Source organism: Flavobacterium sp. (genome assembly GCF_036782315.1).
Classification (GTDB): Bacteria; Bacteroidota; Bacteroidia; order Flavobacteriales; family Flavobacteriaceae; genus Flavobacterium.
The window spans coordinates 44,067-66,414 of record NZ_DAIPZK010000004.1 but is presented as its reverse complement, the minus strand read 5'-3'; the positions used below and the strand labels follow the sequence as shown (position 1 = coordinate 66,414).

Genomic DNA, 22,348 nt, shown 5'->3' with positions numbered 1-22,348 from the left:
AAAATAAATTCTTTAGATGGATTTAGTCTTATTTTTTAACGAATGTTTATTTTTTAGAATCGTTTACCATTCTTTTTAAAATAGCCCATTGTCTCAAAGCGTCTTTAGCATCGATAGCAGGATAACCTAATAGTGTTTTTCCTGCTTCTACATCGCCAGTAACACCAGAACCAGCACCAATAATAGCCCCATCTCCAATTGTTGTATGGTCTTTAATGGAAGCACTTCCACCAATTATTACACCATTTCCAAGTGTTACCGAACCTGCTAATCCGCTGTTTCCAGCCATAATACAAAACATTCCTAATTTACAATTGTGTCCAATTTGAACTAAATTGTCAATTTTACAACCATCACCAATAATGGTAGAACTAAATTTTCCTCTATCTACACATGAATTTGCACCAATTTCTACTTGGTTACCAATAATAACATTTCCAATTTGTGGAATTTTCACTAATCCTTTCTCAGGATCTGGACGGAAACCAAAACCATCAGCACCAATAGTTGCATTTGGATGTATGATGCAATCATTTCCGATATGGCAACGCTCTCTAATTACAGCTCCAGACCAAATCGTAGTATTTTTACCAATAGTACATTCATCTAAAATAGTCACATTGGGATATAGTGTAGTATTTTCTCCAATGATTACGTTTGGACCCACATAACAATTGGCACCAATTTTTGCCCCGTTTCCAATTTGAGCCGTTTCGTCAATAGTGGCCGTTGGATGAATATTTTTATTAAAAACGGGTGGAGGAGGTGCAAAAATCGACAACACTTGTGACATAGCTAAATCGGCATTTTTTACCTTTATGAAAGCTCTATTTTCTCCCGGTTCAATAGAAATATCATCATTAACAACAGCAACACCCGCTTTTGATGTTGCCCAAAGCTTTTCGTATTTTTTATTTCCTATGAACGAAATTTCGGTTTCTTTTGCTACCTCTAATTGCTCAGGCGCAGTAATTTTTGTTTGAACAGAACCAACGATTGTTCCATTTAGAACTTCATTGATTTCTTCAATTGTAAATTGTTTCATTAGCTAGTTTATTGGTTTTAGTTTTGCCGAATATATAAAAAGATTTTAGTTTTTTTAAATTTTGTATAAAAAAATCCGAATTTCTATAATTGAAATTCGGATTTTTAAGATTTTGATGTATTTGAATTATTCCTCTTTTTGTCCCATCATCATTAAATAGGCTTTTAAGAAATTATCGATATCACCGTTCATAATGCCTTCAACATCACTAGATTCATATCCTGAGCGAACGTCTTTGACTAATTTATAAGGATGCATAACATAATTACGAATTTGCGAACCCCATTCGATTTTCATTTTTCCTGCTTCAATGTCGGCTCTTTGTGCTAATCGTTTGTTTAATTCGATTTCGTATAACTGCGATTTCAACATTTGCATCGCACGTTGGCGGTTGTCTTGTTGTGAACGCGTTTCGGAACATTGAATTTGAATTCCGGTTGGTTTGTGAAACAATTGTACTTTGGTTTCTACCTTGTTTACGTTTTGTCCACCTGCACCGCTCGAACGAGAAGTGATAATTTCAATATCTGCAGGATTTATTTCTACTTCAATAGAATCATCTACCAAAGGATACACATAAACCGAAGCAAAAGACGTATGACGTTTTGCATTACTATCAAAAGGAGAAATACGAACCAAACGATGCACACCATTTTCACCTTTTAAATAACCAAAAGCAAATTCGCCTTCAAATTCTAAGGTTACGGTTTTAATTCCGGCAACATCGCCTTCTTGAAAGTTTAATTCTTTGATTTTGTAACCTTGTTTTTCACCCCACATTAAATACATTCGCATTAACATGGAAGCCCAATCACAACTTTCGGTTCCACCAGCACCTGCGGTAATTTGTAAAACAGCACTCATGCTATCTCCTTCGTCGGAAAGCATATTGCGGAACTCTAAATCTTCAATGTGATGTAAGGTTTTTTGATATTGCTCTTCGACTTCTTCCTCGGTTACATCGCCTTCTTTGAAGAAATCCATCATAATTTGAAGTTCCTCGGAAAGTTCAACCCCTTTATCATAATCTTCTACCCATTTCTTTTTTGAACGTAGGTTTCTAATAATGATTTCGGCTTCTTTGGCATTGTTCCAAAAGTCGGGAGCGAAGGTTTTTTCTTCTTCGTTAGTTATTTCGATGATTTTGGCATCGATGTCAAAGATACCTCCTTAACGCACCAAGGCGATCAATAATATCTCTGACTTGTTCTGTATTTATCATAAATATTGTAGTTTTGTTTTGAAATGGGATGCCATAGCCCCGATAGTAACGACATCTTTTCTAAACCTGACAGGTTTCAAAAACCTGTCAGGTTTAGAAAAATATAGTGGATAGCGGGAATTAGCTCCTAAAAATTTTATCAAAAATAAGGTATCTGATTGATATATGGAAATAAATTTAGTTAGTGATACGGTAACGAAGCCTTCTATGGAGATGTTAAACGCAATGTTTAATGCCAAAGTAGGCGATGATGTATATAAACAAGACCCAACAGTTAATGAGTTAGAGGAAACTTTAGCGGATTTATTTGGGATGGAAGCTGCTTTGTTTTTTCCTTCGGGAACAATGGCAAATCAAACGGCGATTAAGTTACATACGCAACCAGGTGAGCAGGTAATTTGCGATAAATACTCGCACATTTATCATTATGAAGGGGGAGGAGCATCATTTAATAGTGGCGTTTCATGTTGTTTAGTTGATGGAAATAGAGGAATGATTACGGCTGATTTGGTTAAAAACGGAATAAACGATCCTGAATTTTACCATACGCCTTTAACTTCATTAGTGAGTATTGAAAATACAACCAATAAAGGCGGTGGCGCTTGTTATGATTTACAACCTTTACAAGAAATTAAGCAAGTTTGCATCGACCATAATTTGAAATATCATTTAGATGGTGCGCGTTTGTGGAATGCTTTAGTAGCAAAAAAGCAACATCCAAAACAGTTTGGGGAATTGTTTGATACGATTTCAGTTTGTTTATCGAAAGGATTAGGTGCTCCTGTTGGTTCGGTTTTGCTGGGAAGTAAAGAAGACATGCACCGAGCTTTGCGAATTAGAAAGATTTTTGGTGGAAATATGCGTCAATCAGGATATTTGGCAGCAGCTGGATTATTTGCGTTACAGAATAACATCAGTCGTTTAGAAATTGATCATAGAAGGGCGAAAGAATTAGGTAATTTATTAGAAAAAATGCCTTGGGTTGCTAATGTAGAACCTGTGGAAACCAATATTTTGATTTTTGGCTTACAATCATTTGTAGATGAAAAGCTTTTTATGGAAAAATTAAAGCAAAAAGGAATTGCAATTAGTTCGATGGGACATGGAAAACTTCGCATTGTAACACATTTGGATTACAAAGAAGTTATGCATGAATATGTAATGGAAGTGTTTTCTAAATTACAATTTTGATTTTTTGGAACACTGATAAAAGAAATTATAACAATTTGTAAAATCAAACTTGAAACCTGAAACCTGAAACCTGAAACAATAATTTTATGGAAATCGTAATCATATCAATAGTAGCTTTTTTAACTGCCATTTTAACCTTTTTCTCTGGTTTTGGATTGGGAACTTTATTAACTCCTGTTTTTATGTTGTTCTTTCCAGTTGATATTGCGATAGGTTTATGTGGATTGGTTCATTTTGCTAATAATTTATTCAAGTTTTTCTTGGTAGGGAAACACGCCAACAAAGAAGTTTTACTAAAATTTGGAATTCCAGCGATTTTTGCGGCTATGATTGGTTCGTGGTTGTTGTTGCAAATTTCGGATTTACAACCTTTGTTTAGTTATTCGCTTTTTGGTAAAGAGTGGGATGTTTTGCCAATAAAATTCATAATAGCTATTTTATTAGTGATTTTTGCGCTTTTAGATTTGATTCCGTATTTAAATAAATTAGAGTTTGGTAAAGATAAATTGCCTTTAGGTGGAATTTTAAGCGGATTTTTCGGTGGACTTTCGGGACATCAAGGTGCTTTGCGAAGTGCGTTTTTGATTAAAGCTGGTTTATCTAAAGAAAGTTTTATCGCTACAGGAATTGTAGTTTCAATGTTTATCGATTTAACTCGATTGAGTGTTTATGCTTCAAAAATCACTACTTATACTTTGTATGAAAATAAAGTCTTGTTGATTTCAGCAACGCTGTGTGCGATTGCTGGGGCGTATTTGGGTAACCAACTTTTAAAGAAAGTTACCCTAAAATTTCTCCAAGTTTTTGTTGCTGTTTTATTGCTTTTAGTGGCAATTGCTTTAGGAATGGGAATTATTTAAACATATCCATTCCTGGAATATTTGGCATACCTTCTTTGGCTACAGCAGCTAACTCAGTTTCGTTAACGTTTGTTGCTTTTTCGATAGCTTTGTTTAAAACGTTAACCAAATAATCTTCCAGCATTTCTTTGTCTTGAAGTAAATCATCACCTATGGTTATGTTTTTGATTTTTCTGTTTGCTGTTAAAGTAACTTCTAATAAACCATCAGTACTTTTTTCATCAATTAAAACAAAATCTAAACGTTTTTTAGTTTCTTCTACTTTTTGTTGGGTTTCTTTTAATTTCCCCATCATACCCATAATATCTCCAAACATAATTTTTAGTTTTTTTATTTGAGCAAAAATAGTAAATTAGCAGTTAATAATTAGTTTAAAACTTCATGAAAAAAAACATTTATTTCCTATTGGCTTGTGTTATTTTTGTACCTGTTTATAGTCAAAATAAAACAAACAAAATGTCAGAAAAAATTGTTCCGCCAGTTGCTAAAATAGTTCCAAAAACTCTTGAAAAGCACGGACACAAAAGAATAGATAATTACTATTGGTTAAACGAAAGAGAAAATCCAGAAGTTATTGATTATCTAAACCAAGAAAACGAATATTATCAAAAATCTACTGCTCATACTAAACAATTACAAGACGAATTGTTTTTAGAAATGAAAAGTAGAATTAAAGAAGACGATAGTTCTGTTCCTTATTTATACAATGGATATTACTACATTACTCGTTTTGAAAAAGGAAAAGATTACCCGATTTATTCTCGTAAAAAGGGAAGTTTAGAAGCCAAAGAAGAAATTATGTTTGATTGTAACGAAATGGCAAAAGGACATGCTTATTTTAACTTATCAGGATTAAATGTAAGTGAAGATAACAAATGGGTAGCTTTTGGTGTGGATTTAGTTTCAAGAAGACAATATACGATTCAAATTAAAAATCTTGAAACTGGTGAAATTCTTCCAGTGAAATTAGAAAATACTACGGGAGGTTCTACATGGGCAGGGGATAATAAAACCTTGTTTTATACTCGTAAAGACGCTCAAACCTTACGTTCAGATAAAATTTATAAACATACTTTAGGAACAGATGCTAGTGCAGACGTAATGGTTTTTCATGAAAAGGATGATACGTTTAATACATTTGTTTATAAAGAAAAATCAAAAAAGTATTTGGTTATTGGGTCTTCTAGTACGTTGACCTCGGAATATCAAATTTTAGATTCTAAAAATCCGAATGGTAAATTCAAAGTTTTCCAAAAAAGAACACGCGGATTAGAGTATTCGATTTCGCATTACGGAGATAGTTTCTACATAGTTACTAATAAAGATAAAGCAACTAACTTTAAATTAATGAAAACACCAGAAACAGCAACATCAGCTGAAAACTGGAAAGATTTAATTGGACATAGAAAAGACGTTTTATTAGAAGGAATCGAAATTTTCAAAGATTATTTAGTAGTGGAAGAACGTTCCAATGGATTGAATAAAATTAGAATTATGCCATGGAGTGGAAAGGGCGAATATTATTTACCTTTCAATAGTGAGACTTATACGGCTTACACTACTACAAATGTAGATTTTGACACTGAAATTCTTCGTTACGGTTACCAATCAATGGCAACACCATCTTCTGTGATTGATTTTAATATGAGAACTCAAGAGAAAAATGTATTAAAAGAACAAGAAGTATTAGGCGGAAAATTTGATAAAAACAACTACATCGAAGAAAGAGTTTGGGCCACCGCAATTGACGGAACTAAAGTGCCAATTTCGATGGTGTACAGAAAAGGCATTAAAAAAGATGGAAAAAATCCATTATTGTTATATGCTTATGGGTCTTATGGTGCTACTATGGATCCGTATTTTTCATCGACACGTTTGAGTTTATTGGATAGAGGATTTATTTATGCTATTGCTCATATTAGAGGAGGAGAGGACTTAGGACGAGAGTGGTATGAAAACGGAAAACTTTTAAAGAAAATTAACACTTTTACCGATTTTATTGACTGTTCAAAATTTGTAATTGCAGAAAAATATACCTCGCCAGAACATTTATATGCTGAAGGTGGTTCGGCTGGAGGTTTATTAATGGGAGCCATTGTAAACATGAATCCAGAATTGTACAATGGTGTTATTGCGCAAGTTCCTTTCGTGGATGTAATCACAACCATGTTAGACGATACAATACCTTTAACTACGGGTGAATATGACGAGTGGGGAAATCCAAACGAAAAGAAATATTATGATTATATGCTTTCGTATTCGCCTTATGACCAAGTAAAAGCACAAGATTATCCAAATATGTATGTATCTACAGGGCTTCACGATTCGCAAGTGCAATACTGGGAACCAGCAAAATGGGTAGCTAAATTGCGAGTTATGAAAACAAATGACAAACAATTATTTTTAGATACCAATATGGATGCTGGACATGGAGGAGCATCGGGTAGATTTGAAGCATTGAAGGAATTAGCAAAAGAATTTGCTTTTTTACTAGATTTGGAAAAAATTAAGAAGTAGTTAAACTTTTTTTGTTAAATTTGCAAGGTTAAAAAGGTGCCAAATTTGACATTTTTTGAACATTAAATAAGTATAAAATACTTTAAATGCTAGTAATGCATAGTATTTTGGAAACATTAAAACAAACTATATCTTCATATGAAAGAAGAAATAAAAGCCTATAATAGTGTGTTGGATTTAATTGGGAATACACCATTAATCAAACTGAATAAAGTATCAGCAGATTTAACAGGTAATTTCTATGCAAAAGTTGAAGCCTTTAACCCAGGACATTCTACAAAAGACCGCATCGCTTTATATATAATTGAAGAAGCTGAAAAACGAGGCATCCTTAAACCAGGTGATACGATTATTGAGACAACTTCAGGAAATACAGGTTTTAGTTTAGCAATGGTTAGCATCATCAAGGGGTATGATTGTATCTTAGCGGTAAGTTCAAAATCGTCTAAAGATAAGATTGATATGTTGCGTTCGATGGGTGCTAAAGTATATGTTTGTCCAGCTCACGTTTCTGCAGACGATGAACGTTCTTATTACAATGTCGCTAAACGTTTACATGAAGAAACAAAAGGTTCGGTTTATATCAATCAATATTTTAATGATTTGAATATTGATGCACACTACAAAACTACTGGTCCTGAAATTTGGGAACAAACAGGTGGAAAAATCACTCACTTGGTAGCATGTAGTGGAACTGGGGGTACTATTTCGGGGACAGCGCGTTTTTTGAAAGAGAAAAACCCTAATATTAAAGTTTTAGGAGTAGATGCTTTTGGCTCTGTATTGAAAAAATATCACGAAACAAAAGAATTTGACAATGCAGAAATTTATCCATACCGTATTGAAGGATTAGGAAAAAACTTGATTCCAACCGCTACCGATTTTGATATTATTGATAAGTTCATCAAAGTTTCTGATGAAGAAAGTGCTCACACGGCAAGAGAACTAGCAAAGAAAGAAGGTTTGTTTGTGGGTTATACTTCAGGCGCAGCTTTTCAAGCGGTGAAACAATATGCTGAAGAAGGTGAATTTGATGCGAACAGCAATGTAGTTATCATTTTCCCAGATCATGGTTCAAGATACATGAGTAAAGTATTTAGTGATGAATGGATGAACGAGCAAGGTTTCTTTGATTCAGTTAACCAAGAAGAAGCTTTAAAAATTGAAATTATCAAGTAATTGATTTTAAATATAGAAAATCCCAATCGAAAGATTGGGATTTTTATTTTTAGTTATCTGGAATATTTGGTTCTACTAATTTCTTTAGTTTTTCTAGAGATTCTTGCCAACCTAAGTAACACATTTCTGTTGGAATCATTACTGGAATATTTTCTTGCAGTATTTTGATTTCTGTCCCACAAGAAACTTCTTTTAACCAAACCGAAGTTGTCATTTCGCCTGGTAAGTTAGGGTCATCGAAAGTGTCGGTGTATTTTAAAAACTCGTTTGGTTTGATATCTAAATACTTTCCACCAAAAGAATGTCCATTACCCGTTGTAAAGTTGATAAACGACATTTTAAAAACGCCACCAATTTTCACTTCCATATTATGAACTTCACACAAAAAACCATAAGGTGGAATCCACGAAGCCATTGCATTTGCCTCTGTAAATGCACGAAACACCTTTTCAGGTGAAGCCGTTACTACGCGATGTAACGATACAAAATTATCTGCCATATTTTTTTATTACTAATTTACAAAAAAAGGATTGGGTTTTGATTTGTGGGCACGGAATGCAATTCCTCGCTATCGGGGAGTTTTAATAATTTTCTTTGGCTAATTCTTTTAGTTGAGATTTTAAATAATCTTTGTATTTAGTTTGATTTGCAAAAATTAATGTATTGTTTGTTGATAATAATTGTAAAATTAAGAAATCATTTTTTTGATTCACAATGTTGTAGTGTTCAATAATGCTATTTTTAGTTATGAGTAAACTGTTATTATCGACTATCAATTCGAATGAAGCTCTTTCTACTATTCCATTTTTAGTAATTAATAATTCTCCATTATCTCTAAAAGTATAAATAATATTGTCTGAGGAGTCATTAACTAATAACCAATTATAATTTATAATATATGATTTAATAATACTTTGCTCGGCAATTTTTTTTACTTTGGTTAAATTGTTTCCAATAACACTTTTTGAAGTCTGTACTACTTCATTAAAATTATTATCTATGGAGTCTTTTCTTTTTTTATTAAAAAAAAGATATTTAACTAGTATAAATAACAAAATTAAAATAATGATTTGTGATAAACCTATAACGCCTAAAAAAAATAATTTAATCATATAATTTAGTTTTTGTAATATAGTTATTAAACGTCCATTCAACTTTAAATAGCTGCGGAAATTTTATTACTGTTGTATACAAATATATCAAAAAGATCAAAGAAAAAAATTAAAAGAGAGAAGAAAGTACATGTCCAAAACCATTCTTAAAAGCATTGAACGTGTCTTTATCATTATTTAAAATAATGTTAGAAACAGCTTTTTATTCTATTAGTTTCAATTTCCCTATTTGTGTAATTAGAGTTGTATCATTAATTCCATAATTATAAAATTCAGATTTTAATTTTATTAATGTTCTATTATATTTATTTTTTAGCCAGCCAAATTTCACTTTTATGTCTGGACTTTTATATCTTAATCCATCCGTAATGATTTTTCTTAATTTAGGAAGGTGACGAAATAAATATTCTTCTGAATTCATTATGTTTTTTACTCTAAATATATAATCAATGTAAAGCTTATCATCTAAATCCTCTTCAATAATATTTTCTAAAAAAGGATTTTGATAAAAAAAATCATCTTTTTTAAAATTAAGATTTCCTTCAAGAAGATATGCCAAGCTTTTGTCTAAAATAACTCTTGGATAAAAAGCAGCTTTTGATTCTGTTAAATATGCTTCATTCATAGCAGGACCAAAAACTATGCGATTATTGTGAATTAATTTGCCATAAGAAATTGCACCTCGACATAGTATACCTCTTTTCACGAGCATTGCAATTAAAGCTTGAATGTCTTCAAAAAATGGTGCTACTTCCTTAGAATCTTCAACCAAGAACGATAAAACAATTGAATCAGAAAATTGAGTAATTACACGAGAAGTCATTTTTTTTGAATTAGTCCAACTAACCTCATGATACATTTGATTTAATGTTTCAAATAAAGAACTTATACTTGTTTCATTATCAGTATCATCTTTATTGATTGTTTTATCAATTACAGATTTAAAACCTAAAATATCTAAAAAAAGTACTACTCGATTTTCATATTTCATAGAGTTATTAATAAAATTGTTGCAAAGTAATTAAAATGTTTCTCTTTCAAAAAGCTAATATATAAAAAAATCCTCACAATTTTTCTTGCGAGGATTTCAATATTGAGATAGAAAAGAATTACTCAGCGCTTTCTTGCATCGTATGATAAACGTTCATAACGTCATCATCTTCTTCAATTTTTTCTAATAGTTTTTCAACATCTGCTACTTGGTCTGGTGTTAATTCTTTAGTTACTTGTGGAATTCTTTCAAATCCAGAAGATAAGATTTCTAAACCACGAGATTCTAATTCTTTTTGGATTGCACCAAAGCTTTCAAAAGGAGCGTACATAACAATTCCGTCTTCGTCAGCAAAGATTTCTTCTACTCCAAAATCAATCATTTCTAATTCTAATTCTTCCACATCTTGTCCTTCAGCCGGAATTCTAAAATTACAGGTATGATCAAACATAAATTCAACCGAACCTTGAGTTCCTAATGTTCCATTACATTTGTTAAAGTAACTTCTAATGTTAGCAACGGTTCTGTTGTTGTTATCGGTAGCCGTTTCAATTAAAATGGCAATTCCGTGAGGTGCATATCCTTCAAATAATACTTCTTTATAGTTAGCCGTATCTTTATCAGACGCTTTTTTAATCGCACGCTCTACGTTTTCTTTTGGCATATTAGCTGCCTTAGCATTTTGTATAACCGCTCTCAAACGTGAGTTAGTTTCAGGATTTGGACCGCCTTCTTTAACGGCAATTACAATATCTTTTCCAATTCTTGTAAACGTTTTAGCCATGGCTGACCAACGCTTCATTTTACGGGCTTTTCTAAATTCAAACGCTCTTCCCATTTCTTTTTGGTTTAAAGTTTAAGGTTTCAAGTTTCAGGTTGCAAAAATAAGAAATTCAAGTTCAATTTCAAGAACAAGTTTAAATTTCAATTGTTTGGAACACAGATTAAATAAATTTCTGAAATCTATAAAATCTCAAATAAACTTGTATTTGCAATTTCAATCAACTTGAAAAATTTTATGACTTATATGTTTTAAAAAGTCTCGACTTCGCTAGACTTCACAAATTGTTCTTGTTCTGGAACTTGACTTTGTTCTTGTCCTTGCTCTTGACTATTTTTTATAAAATGGCATTTTAACCACTTTTGCTTTAATATCTTTATTTCTAATTCTGATGTAAATTTCAGAATCTGGTGTTGCTAGAGCCGTTGGAACATATCCCATTCCAATAGCAATTCCCATAGAAGGCGATTGCGTTCCAGAAGTAACAATTCCTACAATATTTCCGTTAGCATCAGCAATTTCGTAATCGTGACGAGGAATTCCTCTTTCAATCATTTCAAAACCAACTAATTTACGAGAAACGCCAACTTCTTTTTGTTTTTTCAAGTTTTCTGAATTGGTAAATTCTTTGTCGAATTTCGTAATCCATCCTAAACCAGCTTCTAATGGAGAAGTAGTGTCGTTGATATCGTTTCCATATAAACAGAATCCCATTTCTAAACGTAAGGTATCACGAGCTGCTAATCCAATTGGTTTGATTCCGAAAGCTGCTCCAGCTTCAAAAACTTTGTTCCAGATGTATTCTGCATCTTCGTTTTTGAAGTAAATTTCAAATCCTCCCGAACCAGTATAACCTGTAGCCGATACAATTACATCGCTTTTTCCAGCGAAATCACCAATTTGGAATGTGTAATATCCCATATTCGTTAAATCGATAGAAGTCAATGATTGCATCGCTTCAGCAGCTTTTGGTCCTTGAATCGCTAATAATGAATAGTCGTCTGAAAGGTTTTGCATATCCACACCTAAATCATTGTGAGATGCAATCCAATTCCAATCTTTTTCAATGTTAGAAGCATTTACAACTAACATATAATGATTGTCAGCGATTTTATAAACGATTAAGTCGTCAACAATTCCTCCTTCGTTATTTGGTAAACAAGAATATTGTGCTTTTCCATCAACTAATTTAGAAGCATCATTTGAAGTTACTTTCTGAATTAAAGCCAACGCATTTTCTCCTTTTAGGAAAAATTCTCCCATGTGAGAAACATCAAAAACACCAACGCCATTTCTAACGGTTTCGTGTTCAACATTTACTCCTTCATATTGTACTGGCATATTGTAACCTGCAAACGGAACCATTTTAGCTCCCAAGCTTTCGTGAATGTGCGTTAACGCTGTATTTTTCATGATTTATTGTTGTATAATTAGAGAGCGCTAATTTATTGAAAATTCTTAAAAAACTTATCTGGTTTGCCTTAAAATTTGTGAAGTATTTATTTTTTGTTAATAATGATAATAAATCTTGCATTTTAACAATTGTTTGCGGAATTTTGGACTTTTAAAATAAATGAAATGGAAACTACACATTATATAAGTTCAGATTTATTGTCTATCGATATGATTAACGAGATTGTTTTTCAAGGAAAGCAATTGGCACTATCAGAGGAAGCTATTGTAAACATTGAGAAATGTAGAAAATACTTAGATGATAAAATGAAATCAAACTCTGATCCAATTTACGGAATTAACACTGGTTTTGGTTCGTTGTGTAATGTGAAGATTTCGAATGAGAATTTATCAAAACTTCAAGAGAATTTAGTAAAATCTCACGCTTGCGGAACTGGAGAAGAAGTACCTCATGACATTGTAAAAATCATGTTGTTATTAAAAATCCAATCTTTAAGTTACGGACATTCAGGTGTTCAATTGGTTACGGTGCAACGCTTGATTGATTTTTACAACAATGATATTTTTCCAGTAATTTATACTCAAGGTTCGTTAGGTGCTTCGGGCGATTTAGCTCCTTTAGCGCATTTATCTTTACCCTTATTAGGAGAAGGCGAAGTATATTTGGATGGTTTCAGACAACCAGCTTCAAAAGTATTAGCGAAATTTGGTTGGGAACCAATCGTTTTACAATCGAAAGAAGGTTTAGCATTATTAAATGGAACCCAATTTATGAGTGCTTACGGTGTTTATTGCTTGATTAAAGCGGAGAAAATTTCGTATTTAGCTGATGTCATCGGAGCAGTTTCATTAGAAGGTTTTGATGGAAGAATTGAACCTTTTACAGATTTGATTCACTTAGTTCGTCCGCATAAAGGCCAAATTCAAACAGCAGAAAGAATGCGCGATTTGTTAGAAGACAGTGAAATCATAGCGCAACCAAAAGTTCATGTACAAGATCCATATTCTTTTAGATGTATTCCACAAGTTCATGGAGCTTCTAAAGATACAATTGAATATGTTAAGAAAGTATTTCGTACCGAAATTAACTCCGTTACCGATAATCCAAATATTTTTGTTGGCGAAGATATGATTATTTCGGGAGGAAATTTCCATGGTCAGCCTTTAGCTTTAGCGTTAGATTTCTTAGGAATAGCATTGTCTGAATTAGGAAGTATTTCAGAAAGAAGAACGTATCAATTAATTTCAGGATTGAGAAATTTACCTGCGTTTTTAGTAAACGATCCAGGATTGAATTCAGGTTTTATGATTCCACAATATACAGCAGCAAGTATAGCAAGTCAGAATAAACAATTAGCAACTCCATCAAGTATTGATAGTATAGTTTCGTCTAACGGACAAGAAGATCATGTGAGTATGGGAGCGAACGCAGCGACTAAAACTTTGCGTATTGTTGAAAATGTAGAACGCATTTTAGCAATCGAATTATTAAATGGTTCACAAGCTTTAGAGTTCAGACGACCATTAAAGTCAAGTGAGTTTATAGAAAGTTTTGTTAAATCTTACAGAGAAGAAGTTTCGTTTGTATCGGAAGATAGAATTTTACATTATGATATTGAAAAATCCGTTTCGTTTTTGAATAGTTTTCAAATTGAAATGGAAGATTAAAAAAAACGCTATTGATTTCAATAGCGTTTTTTTTTAATCAATCTTAACTATTTCCACTTCTTTAGAATAATCATCGATTCCTTTAATTGTGGATCTAGATATATATGATTTTTCTTTGGTTTCAAGTATTTCAACCTTAATAGTATAAGTGAAATCGGGTTTTATTTTCAAAGTTTCTTTTGTTGGCGTAATCAGATAAGTACATTCGTCCAACCATTCCACATTAAAAGTAAGTTTTTGATCGCTTCCTTTTATATGTTCTATTTGCAATTTTCCTTTACGTTCTATGATGTAAGTTGTTCCCGAATTTTCATCGACTAATTTGAAAGTCCCATTTTTAAATTTTTTACAATTATTTTTTTGTGCCAATCCCAATTCAAAAGAAAATAATGAACAGATTAATAAAAGCAGAGTAACGATTTTTTTCATAAGATAAAGATTAAAATGATTGTTATAATTGCTGGTAAAGCTTGTACGTAAAATATTTTTTTTGAAGCGGAATATGCTCCGAAAATTCCTGCAACCGTTACACAGCAAAGAAAAAATAACGCTATGTTTTTACTCCAATTTTCATCGGAAATAGCTAAAGACCAAAGTAATCCTGCAGATAAGAATCCGTTATATAATCCTTGATTTGCTGCTAAAGCTTTTGTTTTTTCAAATAATTCTTCTGGAAAAGTTCGGAATACTTTTTTAGCTGCTGTTGTCCAAGCAAACATTTCAAGCCAAAGAAAATACAAATGGAGTAGTGCAATGACAATAATGAGTATTTTACTGATGATGTGCATAATTTAGTTTTTTTCATTAAAAACACGTTCGATTCTTTTATCGGGAATTAACCAAACTAAAGCGACCAAAATATAAAGCGCTCCCGAAATTTCAACTGAATATTTAGTTAAAAAAACAGCAATTAAATATAAAACTACTGATAATTTTCCTTTGTAATCTTTACCAATAGCTTTTGCTAAAATGGAGTCTTTTCCATGGTCGATTAAAATTATCTTTTGCAAAATAAAATAAGCAATTGCATTCATTAATAATACTATACCATAAAGCATCATAGGAAACGAATTAAAATGATGTTCCCCAATCCATGCAGTAGTAAATGGAATTAACGACAACCAAAACAACAAATGTAAATTGGCCCAAAGAATTTTTCCATTCACTCTTTTAACAGTATGCATCATGTGATGGTGATTGTTCCAATAGATTCCCACATAAATAAAACTCAAAATATAGCTCAAAAACTTGTGTGATAATTTAATTACAGCTTCAAAAGTAGTATCATCTGGAACTTTAAATTCCAAAACCATAATAGTGATAATAATAGCTAAAACACCATCGCTAAAAGCTTCTAATCGGTTTTTGTTCATTTCGTGTTTTTAAGTAAAACTACAATTAGTGTAATAATAGCAGTAGCTTCGGTAAGCATTCCAATTGTAAGTGTAATTCCAGCTCCAGGCCAATGCATAAGTTTGAATAAAGAACCAATAATTGTTATTGCCATACCTAAAAGAAATAAAACCAATGGAATTACATATTGTTTTTTCATATTATTTCCACTTAAAGTTTTTCTCAATCGCTTTAATCATTTCACCTGCAATATCTTTTTGAGTTGCTCCTTCAATTCCTTCTAAACCAGGAGATGAATTTACTTCTAACAATAACGGACCTTTTGAAGAACGAATAATATCCACTCCGGCCACTTTTAAATTCATAGCTTTTGCTGCTTTAATTGCAATTTTCTTTTCTTCCGAAGTAATTTTTACTACTGAAGCTGTTCCTCCCATATGAATGTTGGCTCTGAATTCTCCTGGAGCAGCTTCACGTTGCATAGCTGCAACCACTTTTCCATCTACTACAAAGAGTCTCAAATCTTTACCATTGGCTTCTTTAATGAATTCTTGCACTAAAATATTTGCATTTAAACTTTTGAATGCATTAATAACTGATTCTGCTGCTTTTTTAGTTTCTGCCAAAACGACACCTTTTCCTTGTGTTCCTTCTAATAATTTTACAATTAAAGGCGATCCTCCAACCATTTTAATCAAATCATCTGTATCTAATGGTGAATTTGCAAAACCAGTTGTTGGAATATCAACTCCATTGTTTAATAATAATTGTAATGAAAATAATTTATCTCTTGATTGACTAATAGCCGCTGAGTTATTTAAAGCAAATACCTTTAAAGCTTCAAATTGTCGTGTTAAAGCACAACCATAATACGTCATGCTAGGTCGAATTCTTGGAATTACAGCATCAAAATCGTTTAAAACTTTTCCACCACGATAATGAATTTCGGGTTTTGTAGCGTCTAACTTCATGTAGCAGTATTTCAAGTTTAAGAAATGCATTTCATGGCCTCTTAATTCTCCTGCTTCTAAAATACGTTTGTTACTATACAACTCCGGATTACTCGCTAATAAACCAATTTTTAATCCTTTTTTATTTTCGCTTGATGCGTAATAATATTCCTTTAGTTTTTCTGTTGTAGGTTGCCCTAATAAATAACGTTTTTCAGGATCTACTAAAACTCGTCCCGACATAGCCTCTCGGCCTAATAACATTCGGAAACCCATTGAGTCTCGGTTGGTAAGTGTCACCTCTATTTCCCAAGTTTTTCCACCTATTTCGAGTTTGGTTTTGATTACATAACGTTGCTCTCTAAAGCCACTTGAGCTTTTTACAACTCTTTTATCAATTAATGGTGCTTCGCAATGAATTACCGCTTTTGCATTATTTTGAATGGGATTAATATCGAATTTAACCCAACTCTCACTGTTTTTTTCAAATGTAACAATATTAATAGCATGTAATGCTGATGTTTTGGCACCAGAATCAACACGGGCTTTTATTGTTGGAATTCCTAAAGTAGGGAAGGAACACCATTCTTCGCTACCTACGATAACTTTGTCTTGCATAAATGAATTGAAATTTAGAACTAATGTAATATTTTTTTTAATATAATTCTAAATTCAATAAATAAAAAAAACCAAGCTTAAGAGCTTGGTTCTTCTAATTTTTTAATTTCAATTTTGAGTTCTTGATTGGTTTCATCTAAATCCATAAAGATTTGGTCGCCTTCATGAATTTTGTGCGTAATGATTTCCTCTGCAAGAGCATCTTCAACATATTTTTGAATGGCTCTTTTTAAAGGACGCGCTCCAAATTGCTTATCAAAACCTTTTTCAGCAATAAAATCTTTTGCTTTTTCTGAAAGTATAAGTGTGTAGCCTAAATCTTTCACTCGAGCATACAATTTGTCCATTTCGATATCAATAATTTTATCAATATCATGTTTTTCTAATGCATTGAACACAATTACATCATCAATACGATTTAAGAATTCAGGAGCAAAAGCTTTTTTCAAGGCATTTTCTATAATTCCTTTCGAATGTTCTTCGGTTTGTGCTTGTTTAGCTGCAGTACCGAATCCAACTCCTGTTCCAAAATCTTTCAATTGACGTGCACCAACATTAGAAGTCATAATGATAATCGTATTTCTAAAATCGATTTTGCGACCTAAACTATCAGTCAAATGACCATCATCTAAAACTTGAAGCATCATGTTGAACACATCTGGATGCGCTTTTTCAATCTCGTCTAAAAGCACTACACAGTATGGTTTTCTTCTTACTTTTTCTGTTAATTGTCCACCTTCTTCGTAACCAACGTATCCTGGAGGCGCTCCAACTAATCTTGAAATCGCAAATTTTTCCATGTATTCGCTCATATCAATACGAACTAATGCATCTTCAGAATCGAATAATTCTTTCGCAATAACTTTTGCTAATTGTGTTTTTCCAACACCAGTTTGCCCTAAGAAAATAAACGAACCAATTGGCTTGTTTGGATCCTTTAAACCAGCACGATTTCTTTGGATAGATTTTGCAATTTTTAAAACCGCTTCGTCTTGTCCAATAACCTTACCTTTAATTAGTTCAGGCAAATGAGCTAATTTATTACTTTCAGTTTGAGCAATACGATTTACAGGAATTCCAGTCATCATAGAAACTACATCGGCAACGTTGTCTTCTGTAACGGTAACCTTGTTGTTTTTAGAATCTTCTTCCCATTGTTCTTGTGCAATAGCTAAATCTTTTTCGATGCGTTTTTCATCATCACGAAGTTTAGCGGCTTCTTCGTATTTCTGTTTTTTAACAACTGTATTTTTAAGTTCGCGAACTTCTTCTAATTTCTTTTCTAATTCCAAAATTTGTTTTGGAACATCAATATTAATGATATGAACACGAGAACCTGCTTCATCTAAAGCATCAATAGCCTTATCTGGAAGAAAACGATCGGTCATGTATCTATTCGTTAATTTAACACAAGCCTCAATAGCTTCTGGAGTGTAAATTACATTGTGATGGTCTTCATATTTTGGCTTAATGTTGTTCAAAATTGTAATCGTTTCTTCAACCGATGTTGGTTCTACAATTACTTTTTGGAAACGTCTTTCTAAAGCACCATCTTTTTCAATATATTGGCGATATTCATCTAAAGTTGTAGCTCCAACACATTGAATTTCACCTCTAGCTAAAGCTGGTTTGAACATGTTAGAAGCATCTAAAGAGCCCGTTGCACCACCTGCACCAACTATGGTGTGAATTTCGTCAATGAATAAGATGATATCATCATTTTTCTCTAATTCATTCATTACCGCTTTCATTCGTTCTTCAAATTGTCCGCGATATTTTGTTCCGGCTACTAAACTTGCTAAATCAAGCGTAACTACACGTTTGTTGAATAAATTACGTGATACTTTTTTCTTAATGATACGTAAAGCTAATCCTTCAGCAATAGCTGATTTTCCAACTCCAGGTTCACCAATTAAAAGCGGATTGTTTTTCTTTCTACGACTTAAGATTTGAGAAACACGTTCAATTTCTTTTTCGCGTCCTACAACAGGGTCTAATTTTCCTTCTTCAGCCATTTCAGTTAAATCGCGCCCAAAATTATCCAATACAGGAGTTTTTGATTTTTTATTGGTTTTACTTCCTGATGAAGGATTGTTAAATGAGCTTTCCTTTAAACTGTCATCTTGTCCGGAATCGTCATTAAACGACTCAGCTTTTGGCAAGTTTTCTAAATAATCGTCTTCGTTTGTCATCATGGCTGTGTATTGTTCTTTAACTGTTTCGTAATCAATTTTTATTTTATTCAACAACTTAGTTGTAGGGTCATTTTCGTTGCGTAAAATACATAACAATAGGTGAGCCGTACTTATTTCGGAATTGTTAAATAATTTAGCTTCTAAAAAAGTAGTCTTCAAGGCACGTTCAGCTTGACGTGTAAGATGAAGATTTTGCTTTTCAAGATTTTGAATGCCGTTAGGATTGGCAGGACTTAGTATTTCCACTTTTTTTCTTAAGTGTGTTAAGTCAACCGCCAAATTATTCAAGATGTTAATTGCTTTTCCATTGCCATCTCGAAGTATTCCCAGCATTAAGTGTTCGGTACCAATAAAGTCGTGGCCTAAACGTAAAGCTTCTTCTTTACTATAGGTAATTACGTCTTTAACTCGTGGTGAAAAATTATCGTCCATAGCATTTGTAATATAAGTAAAAGTACAAAATTCTATAAGGAAATACAAAAATCATACCTTAGAAATGTACAGTTGGGCTAAATGACAAAAAAAAAATGAAAAATGAAAGTTTATGGGAACTGAATTATAAGCAATTTGTAAACAAAATTGTTAATAAATAGTCGAAATAAGTGTTTTAAAATTTGTGCTAAAAGTTCAAAAAGCCGTATATTGGCACGTTTTAGTACTAATATATAATTTTAATATAAATACTTATGTCAGAAGGAGAAAAGTTAATTCCTATTAACATTGAGGATGAAATGAAATCAGCTTACATCGATTATTCGATGTCTGTTATTGTGTCACGTGCACTTCCTGATGTTAGAGATGGTTTAAAACCTGTACACCGTAGAGTTTTATACGGAATGTATGAATTAGGAGTTCTTTCGAACAGAGCCCACAAAAAGTCGGCAAGAATTGTTGGAGAAGTTTTAGGTAAATATCACCCACATGGTGATAGTTCAGTATATGATGCTATGGTGCGTATGGCTCAAGAATGGAGCTTACGTTATTTAATGGTCGATGGTCAAGGTAACTTTGGTTCAGTAGATGGTGATAGTCCAGCGGCTATGCGTTATACTGAAGCTAGAATGAAAAAAATATCAGAAGATATGTTGGCCGATATCGAAAAAGAAACAGTTGATTTCCAATTGAACTTTGACGATACTCTACAAGAGCCAACCGTTATGCCAACCCGTATTCCAAACTTACTAATTAATGGAGCTTCGGGTATTGCGGTAGGTATGGCTACGAATATGGCACCCCATAACTTAACAGAAGTTATTGATGGAACTTTGGCTTATATTGATAATAACGACATCGAAATAGATGAGTTAATTACACACGTTAAAGCGCCCGATTTCCCTACAGGTGGAATTATTTATGGATATGAAGGAGTAAGAGAAGCTTTTAAAACGGGTAGAGGTCGTATTGTTATTCGCGCTAAAGTAGGTTTTGAAGAAGTAAATGGTAGAGAAGCTATCATTGTAACTGAAATTCCTTACCAAGTGAATAAAGCCGAAATGATTAAGAAAACGGCTGATTTAGTTAACGAGAAAAAAATTGAAGGTATTTCAAACATCCGAGACGAATCGGATAGAAATGGAATGCGTATTGTTTATGAATTAAAACGAGATGCTGTTCCTAATGTTGTTTTAAATACACTTTATAAGTATACCCAATTACAATCTTCTTTCAGTGTAAATAACATTGCATTGGTAAAAGGTCGTCCGCAAATGTTGAATTTAAAAGATTTGATTCACCATTTTGTAGAACACCGTCATGATGTAGTAGTAAGAAGAGCTCAATTTGATTTGAGAAAAGCTGAAGAAAGAGCTCACATTTTGGAAGGTTTAATTATTGCTTCTGATAATATTGATGAAGTTATTGCTTTAATTCGTTCATCGAAAGATGGAGATGAAGCAAGAACGAAATTAATCGAACGTTTTAACTTATCTGAGATTCAAGCTCGTGCCATTGTAGAAATGCGTTTAAGACAATTAACAGGTCTTGAGCAAGATAAATTACGTGCAGAATATGAAGACATCATGAAATTGATTGCTTATTTGAAAGAATTATTAGCAAGCAAAGAAATGAGAATGCAAGTAATTAAAGATGAGTTAATAGAAGTAAAAGAGAAATATGGAGATGAGCGTCGTTCTCAAATTGAATATGCTGGAGGCGATGTAAGTATTGAAGATTTAATTGCAGATGAAAGTGTAGTAGTTACAATTTCACATGCTGGTTATATCAAGCGAACTTCTTTATCAGAATACAAAACGCAAAATAGAGGCGGAGTAGGACAAAAAGGTTCAGCTACCAGAGATCAAGACTTCTTAGAGCACTTATTTGTAGCTACCAACCATCAATATTTGATGTTCTTTACACAAAAAGGAAAATGTTTCTGGATGCGTGTTTACGAAATTCCAGAAGGAACAAAAGCAAGCAAAGGTCGTGCAATTCAGAACTTAATCAACATTGAACAAGACGATAAAGTAAAAGCGTTTATTTGTACTCAAGACTTAAAAGACCAAGATTACATCAACAGTCATTATGTAATTATGGCTACAAAACAAGGTCAGGTTAAGAAAACACCTTTAGAACAATATTCTCGTCCACGTCAAAACGGAATTAATGCTATCACAATTAAAGAAGATGATGAATTAATTGGAGCAAAATTAACTACTGGAAACAGTCAAGTATTAATTGCTGTGAAATCTGGTAAGTTAGTTCGTTTCGAAGAAGAGAAAACACGTCCAATGGGAAGAACAGCATCCGGAGTTAGAGGTATTACTTTAGCTGACGAGAAAGATGAAGTAATTGGATTGGTTTCTATTGACAAAGATCATGTAAACGATTCTCAGCTTTTAGTAGTTACTGAAAATGGTTACGGAAAACGTACTAAGTTAGTGGATGACGACGGAGAAGATGTTTACAGAATCACAAATCGAGGAGGGAAAGGAGTTAAAACCCTTAACATTACTGATAAAACTGGTCAGTTAATTTCTATTAATGATGTTACTGATGAAGATGATTTAATGATTATCAACAAATCAGGATTAACCATTAGAATGAAAATTTCTGATTTACGTGTAATGGGTAGAGCAACTCAAGGAGTTCGATTAATTAATATTAAAGGAAATGATTCAATTGCTGCCGTAACTAAAGTATTACGTGAGGACGAGTCTGAAAACGATGAGTTTGAAGGAGATATTGAAAATGGCACAGATATTGAAACAGAAAATAACGATTCGCAAGAATAATTTATAAGCCCAAATTTATT

20 protein-coding genes are annotated in these 22,348 nt (G+C 32.7%); 6 read left to right on the top strand and 14 right to left on the bottom strand.

Annotated features, from left to right (window positions below; translation table 11 throughout):
* Window positions 1-46 precede the first annotated feature (46 nt).
* Window positions 47-1,045 (bottom strand): UDP-3-O-(3-hydroxymyristoyl)glucosamine N-acyltransferase, encoded by a 999-nt coding sequence (gene lpxD / locus V7P59_RS04990; protein WP_333809056.1) that lies wholly within the window; start codon window positions 1,043-1,045, stop codon window positions 47-49.
* 126 nt (window positions 1,046-1,171) lie between these two features.
* Window positions 1,172-2,267, bottom strand: a protein-coding gene (gene prfB / locus V7P59_RS04985; protein ID WP_333809055.1) for a peptide chain release factor 2 whose coding sequence is annotated in 2 segments (ribosomal slippage) — window positions 1,172-2,203 and window positions 2,205-2,267 — 1,095 coding nt in all. Because the reading frame shifts where the segments join, the coding sequence is not laid out codon by codon here.
* A 165-nt stretch (window positions 2,268-2,432) separates the two neighbouring features.
* Here prfB and V7P59_RS04980 point away from each other — a divergent pair.
* Together V7P59_RS04980 and V7P59_RS04975 are read left to right on the top strand one after the other, a co-directional pair.
* Window positions 2,433-3,458 (top strand): threonine aldolase family protein, encoded by a 1,026-nt coding sequence (locus tag V7P59_RS04980; RefSeq protein ID WP_333809054.1) that lies wholly within the window; start codon window positions 2,433-2,435, stop codon window positions 3,456-3,458.
* 86 nt (window positions 3,459-3,544) lie between these two features.
* Window positions 3,545-4,318 carry a sulfite exporter TauE/SafE family protein gene (locus tag V7P59_RS04975; protein WP_333809053.1) on the top strand — a complete coding sequence of 258 codons (774 nt, stop codon included), beginning with the start codon at window positions 3,545-3,547 and terminating at the stop codon, window positions 4,316-4,318.
* On the opposite strand, the gene V7P59_RS04970 is transcribed toward V7P59_RS04975, so the two are convergent.
* Entirely contained in the window at window positions 4,311-4,634 is a 324-nt protein-coding gene (locus V7P59_RS04970) for a YbaB/EbfC family nucleoid-associated protein (RefSeq protein ID WP_333809052.1), read from the bottom strand. The genes V7P59_RS04975 and V7P59_RS04970 overlap by 8 nt on opposite strands.
* Window positions 4,635-4,774: 140 nt before the next feature.
* Between V7P59_RS04970 and V7P59_RS04965 the strand changes: the two genes are divergently transcribed.
* A complete protein-coding gene (locus V7P59_RS04965) occupies window positions 4,775-6,835 on the top strand; it encodes a S9 family peptidase (protein WP_333809051.1) in 2,061 nt (686 codons plus the stop codon).
* A 138-nt stretch (window positions 6,836-6,973) separates the two neighbouring features.
* A complete protein-coding gene (locus V7P59_RS04960) occupies window positions 6,974-8,014 on the top strand; it encodes a PLP-dependent cysteine synthase family protein (RefSeq protein ID WP_333809050.1) in 1,041 nt (346 codons plus the stop codon).
* A gap of 49 nt (window positions 8,015-8,063) precedes the next feature.
* On the opposite strand, the gene V7P59_RS04955 is transcribed toward V7P59_RS04960, so the two are convergent.
* The 5 genes from V7P59_RS04955 to gcvT all read right to left on the bottom strand — a co-directional run bounded on the left by V7P59_RS04955 (window position 8,064) and on the right by gcvT (window position 12,311).
* Window positions 8,064-8,513 (bottom strand): SRPBCC family protein, encoded by a 450-nt coding sequence (locus tag V7P59_RS04955; protein ID WP_333809049.1) that lies wholly within the window; start codon window positions 8,511-8,513, stop codon window positions 8,064-8,066.
* Window positions 8,514-8,595: 82 nt separating this feature from the next.
* Window positions 8,596-9,126 carry a hypothetical protein gene (locus V7P59_RS04950; RefSeq protein ID WP_333809048.1) on the bottom strand — a complete coding sequence of 177 codons (531 nt, stop codon included), beginning with the start codon at window positions 9,124-9,126 and terminating at the stop codon, window positions 8,596-8,598.
* 202 nt (window positions 9,127-9,328) lie between these two features.
* Window positions 9,329-10,117, bottom strand: coding sequence for a hypothetical protein (locus tag V7P59_RS04945; protein WP_333809047.1), 789 nt, complete (start codon window positions 10,115-10,117; stop codon window positions 9,329-9,331).
* A 118-nt stretch (window positions 10,118-10,235) separates the two neighbouring features.
* On the bottom strand, window positions 10,236-10,955 hold the full coding sequence (locus V7P59_RS04940) for a YebC/PmpR family DNA-binding transcriptional regulator (RefSeq protein ID WP_333809046.1): 720 nt from the start codon (window positions 10,953-10,955) through the stop codon (window positions 10,236-10,238).
* A 273-nt stretch (window positions 10,956-11,228) separates the two neighbouring features.
* The gene (gcvT, locus tag V7P59_RS04935) at window positions 11,229-12,311 is read right to left on the bottom strand and encodes a glycine cleavage system aminomethyltransferase GcvT (protein WP_333809045.1); all 1,083 of its coding nucleotides are present in this window, start codon (window positions 12,309-12,311) and stop codon (window positions 11,229-11,231) included.
* A 165-nt stretch (window positions 12,312-12,476) separates the two neighbouring features.
* Between gcvT and hutH the strand changes: the two genes are divergently transcribed.
* Window positions 12,477-13,979: a histidine ammonia-lyase gene (hutH, locus tag V7P59_RS04930; protein WP_333809044.1), complete on the top strand. Its 1,503-nt coding sequence runs from the start codon at window positions 12,477-12,479 to the stop codon at window positions 13,977-13,979.
* A 33-nt stretch (window positions 13,980-14,012) separates the two neighbouring features.
* Here the strand turns inward: hutH and V7P59_RS04925 are convergent, their stop codons facing one another.
* The 6 genes from V7P59_RS04925 to V7P59_RS04900 form a co-directional block, all read right to left on the bottom strand.
* Window positions 14,013-14,408, bottom strand: coding sequence for a hypothetical protein (locus V7P59_RS04925; protein WP_333809043.1), 396 nt, complete (start codon window positions 14,406-14,408; stop codon window positions 14,013-14,015).
* Window positions 14,405-14,767, bottom strand: a complete 363-nt coding sequence (locus V7P59_RS04920) for a DUF1304 domain-containing protein (RefSeq protein WP_333809042.1) — start codon at window positions 14,765-14,767, stop codon at window positions 14,405-14,407. The genes V7P59_RS04925 and V7P59_RS04920 overlap by 4 nt, the downstream gene beginning before the upstream one ends.
* Before the next feature lie 3 nt (window positions 14,768-14,770).
* Window positions 14,771-15,352 (bottom strand): TMEM175 family protein, encoded by a 582-nt coding sequence (locus V7P59_RS04915; RefSeq protein WP_333809041.1) that lies wholly within the window; start codon window positions 15,350-15,352, stop codon window positions 14,771-14,773.
* Complete coding sequence (locus tag V7P59_RS04910) at window positions 15,349-15,531, bottom strand: GldL-related protein (RefSeq protein WP_333809040.1); 183 nt, start codon at window positions 15,529-15,531, stop codon at window positions 15,349-15,351. The genes V7P59_RS04915 and V7P59_RS04910 overlap by 4 nt, the downstream gene beginning before the upstream one ends.
* 1 nt (window position 15,532) lies before the next feature.
* On the bottom strand, window positions 15,533-16,900 hold the full coding sequence (gene rimK, locus V7P59_RS04905; RefSeq protein WP_333809039.1) for a 30S ribosomal protein S6--L-glutamate ligase: 1,368 nt from the start codon (window positions 16,898-16,900) through the stop codon (window positions 15,533-15,535).
* A 77-nt stretch (window positions 16,901-16,977) separates the two neighbouring features.
* Entirely contained in the window at window positions 16,978-19,527 is a 2,550-nt protein-coding gene (locus V7P59_RS04900; RefSeq protein ID WP_333809038.1) for an ATP-dependent Clp protease ATP-binding subunit, read from the bottom strand.
* A 254-nt stretch (window positions 19,528-19,781) separates the two neighbouring features.
* On the opposite strand from V7P59_RS04900, the gene gyrA reads away from it, so the two are divergent.
* Window positions 19,782-22,328, top strand: coding sequence for a DNA gyrase subunit A (gene gyrA / locus V7P59_RS04895; RefSeq protein WP_333809037.1), 2,547 nt, complete (start codon window positions 19,782-19,784; stop codon window positions 22,326-22,328).
* The last annotated feature ends 20 nt before the right edge of the window (window positions 22,329-22,348 follow it).

Excerpts from the sequence above, each read along its gene's own strand:
- V7P59_RS04970 (WP_333809052.1), bottom strand. The coding sequence starts at position 4,634 with ATGTTTGGAGATATTATGGGTATGATGGGGAAATTAAAAGAAACCCAA.
- V7P59_RS04960 (WP_333809050.1), top strand. The coding sequence starts at position 6,974 with ATGAAAGAAGAAATAAAAGCCTATAATAGTGTGTTGGATTTAATTGGG.
- hutH (WP_333809044.1), top strand. The coding sequence starts at position 12,477 with ATGGAAACTACACATTATATAAGTTCAGATTTATTGTCTATCGATATG.
- V7P59_RS04980 (WP_333809054.1), top strand. The coding sequence starts at position 2,433 with ATGGAAATAAATTTAGTTAGTGATACGGTAACGAAGCCTTCTATGGAG.
- V7P59_RS04940 (WP_333809046.1), bottom strand. The coding sequence starts at position 10,955 with ATGGGAAGAGCGTTTGAATTTAGAAAAGCCCGTAAAATGAAGCGTTGG.
- lpxD (WP_333809056.1), bottom strand. The coding sequence starts at position 1,045 with ATGAAACAATTTACAATTGAAGAAATCAATGAAGTTCTAAATGGAACA.
- V7P59_RS04900 (WP_333809038.1), bottom strand. The coding sequence starts at position 19,527 with ATGGACGATAATTTTTCACCACGAGTTAAAGACGTAATTACCTATAGT.
- V7P59_RS04945 (WP_333809047.1), bottom strand. The coding sequence starts at position 10,117 with ATGAAATATGAAAATCGAGTAGTACTTTTTTTAGATATTTTAGGTTTT.
- V7P59_RS04920 (WP_333809042.1), bottom strand. The coding sequence starts at position 14,767 with ATGCACATCATCAGTAAAATACTCATTATTGTCATTGCACTACTCCAT.
- rimK (WP_333809039.1), bottom strand. The coding sequence starts at position 16,900 with ATGCAAGACAAAGTTATCGTAGGTAGCGAAGAATGGTGTTCCTTCCCT.
- V7P59_RS04910 (WP_333809040.1), bottom strand. The coding sequence starts at position 15,531 with ATGAAAAAACAATATGTAATTCCATTGGTTTTATTTCTTTTAGGTATG.
- V7P59_RS04925 (WP_333809043.1), bottom strand. The coding sequence starts at position 14,408 with ATGAAAAAAATCGTTACTCTGCTTTTATTAATCTGTTCATTATTTTCT.
- V7P59_RS04955 (WP_333809049.1), bottom strand. The coding sequence starts at position 8,513 with ATGGCAGATAATTTTGTATCGTTACATCGCGTAGTAACGGCTTCACCT.
- gyrA (WP_333809037.1), top strand. The coding sequence starts at position 19,782 with ATGTCAGAAGGAGAAAAGTTAATTCCTATTAACATTGAGGATGAAATG.
- V7P59_RS04950 (WP_333809048.1), bottom strand. The coding sequence starts at position 9,126 with ATGATTAAATTATTTTTTTTAGGCGTTATAGGTTTATCACAAATCATT.
- V7P59_RS04965 (WP_333809051.1), top strand. The coding sequence starts at position 4,775 with ATGTCAGAAAAAATTGTTCCGCCAGTTGCTAAAATAGTTCCAAAAACT.
- V7P59_RS04915 (WP_333809041.1), bottom strand. The coding sequence starts at position 15,352 with ATGAACAAAAACCGATTAGAAGCTTTTAGCGATGGTGTTTTAGCTATT.
- V7P59_RS04975 (WP_333809053.1), top strand. The coding sequence starts at position 3,545 with ATGGAAATCGTAATCATATCAATAGTAGCTTTTTTAACTGCCATTTTA.
- gcvT (WP_333809045.1), bottom strand. The coding sequence starts at position 12,311 with ATGAAAAATACAGCGTTAACGCACATTCACGAAAGCTTGGGAGCTAAA.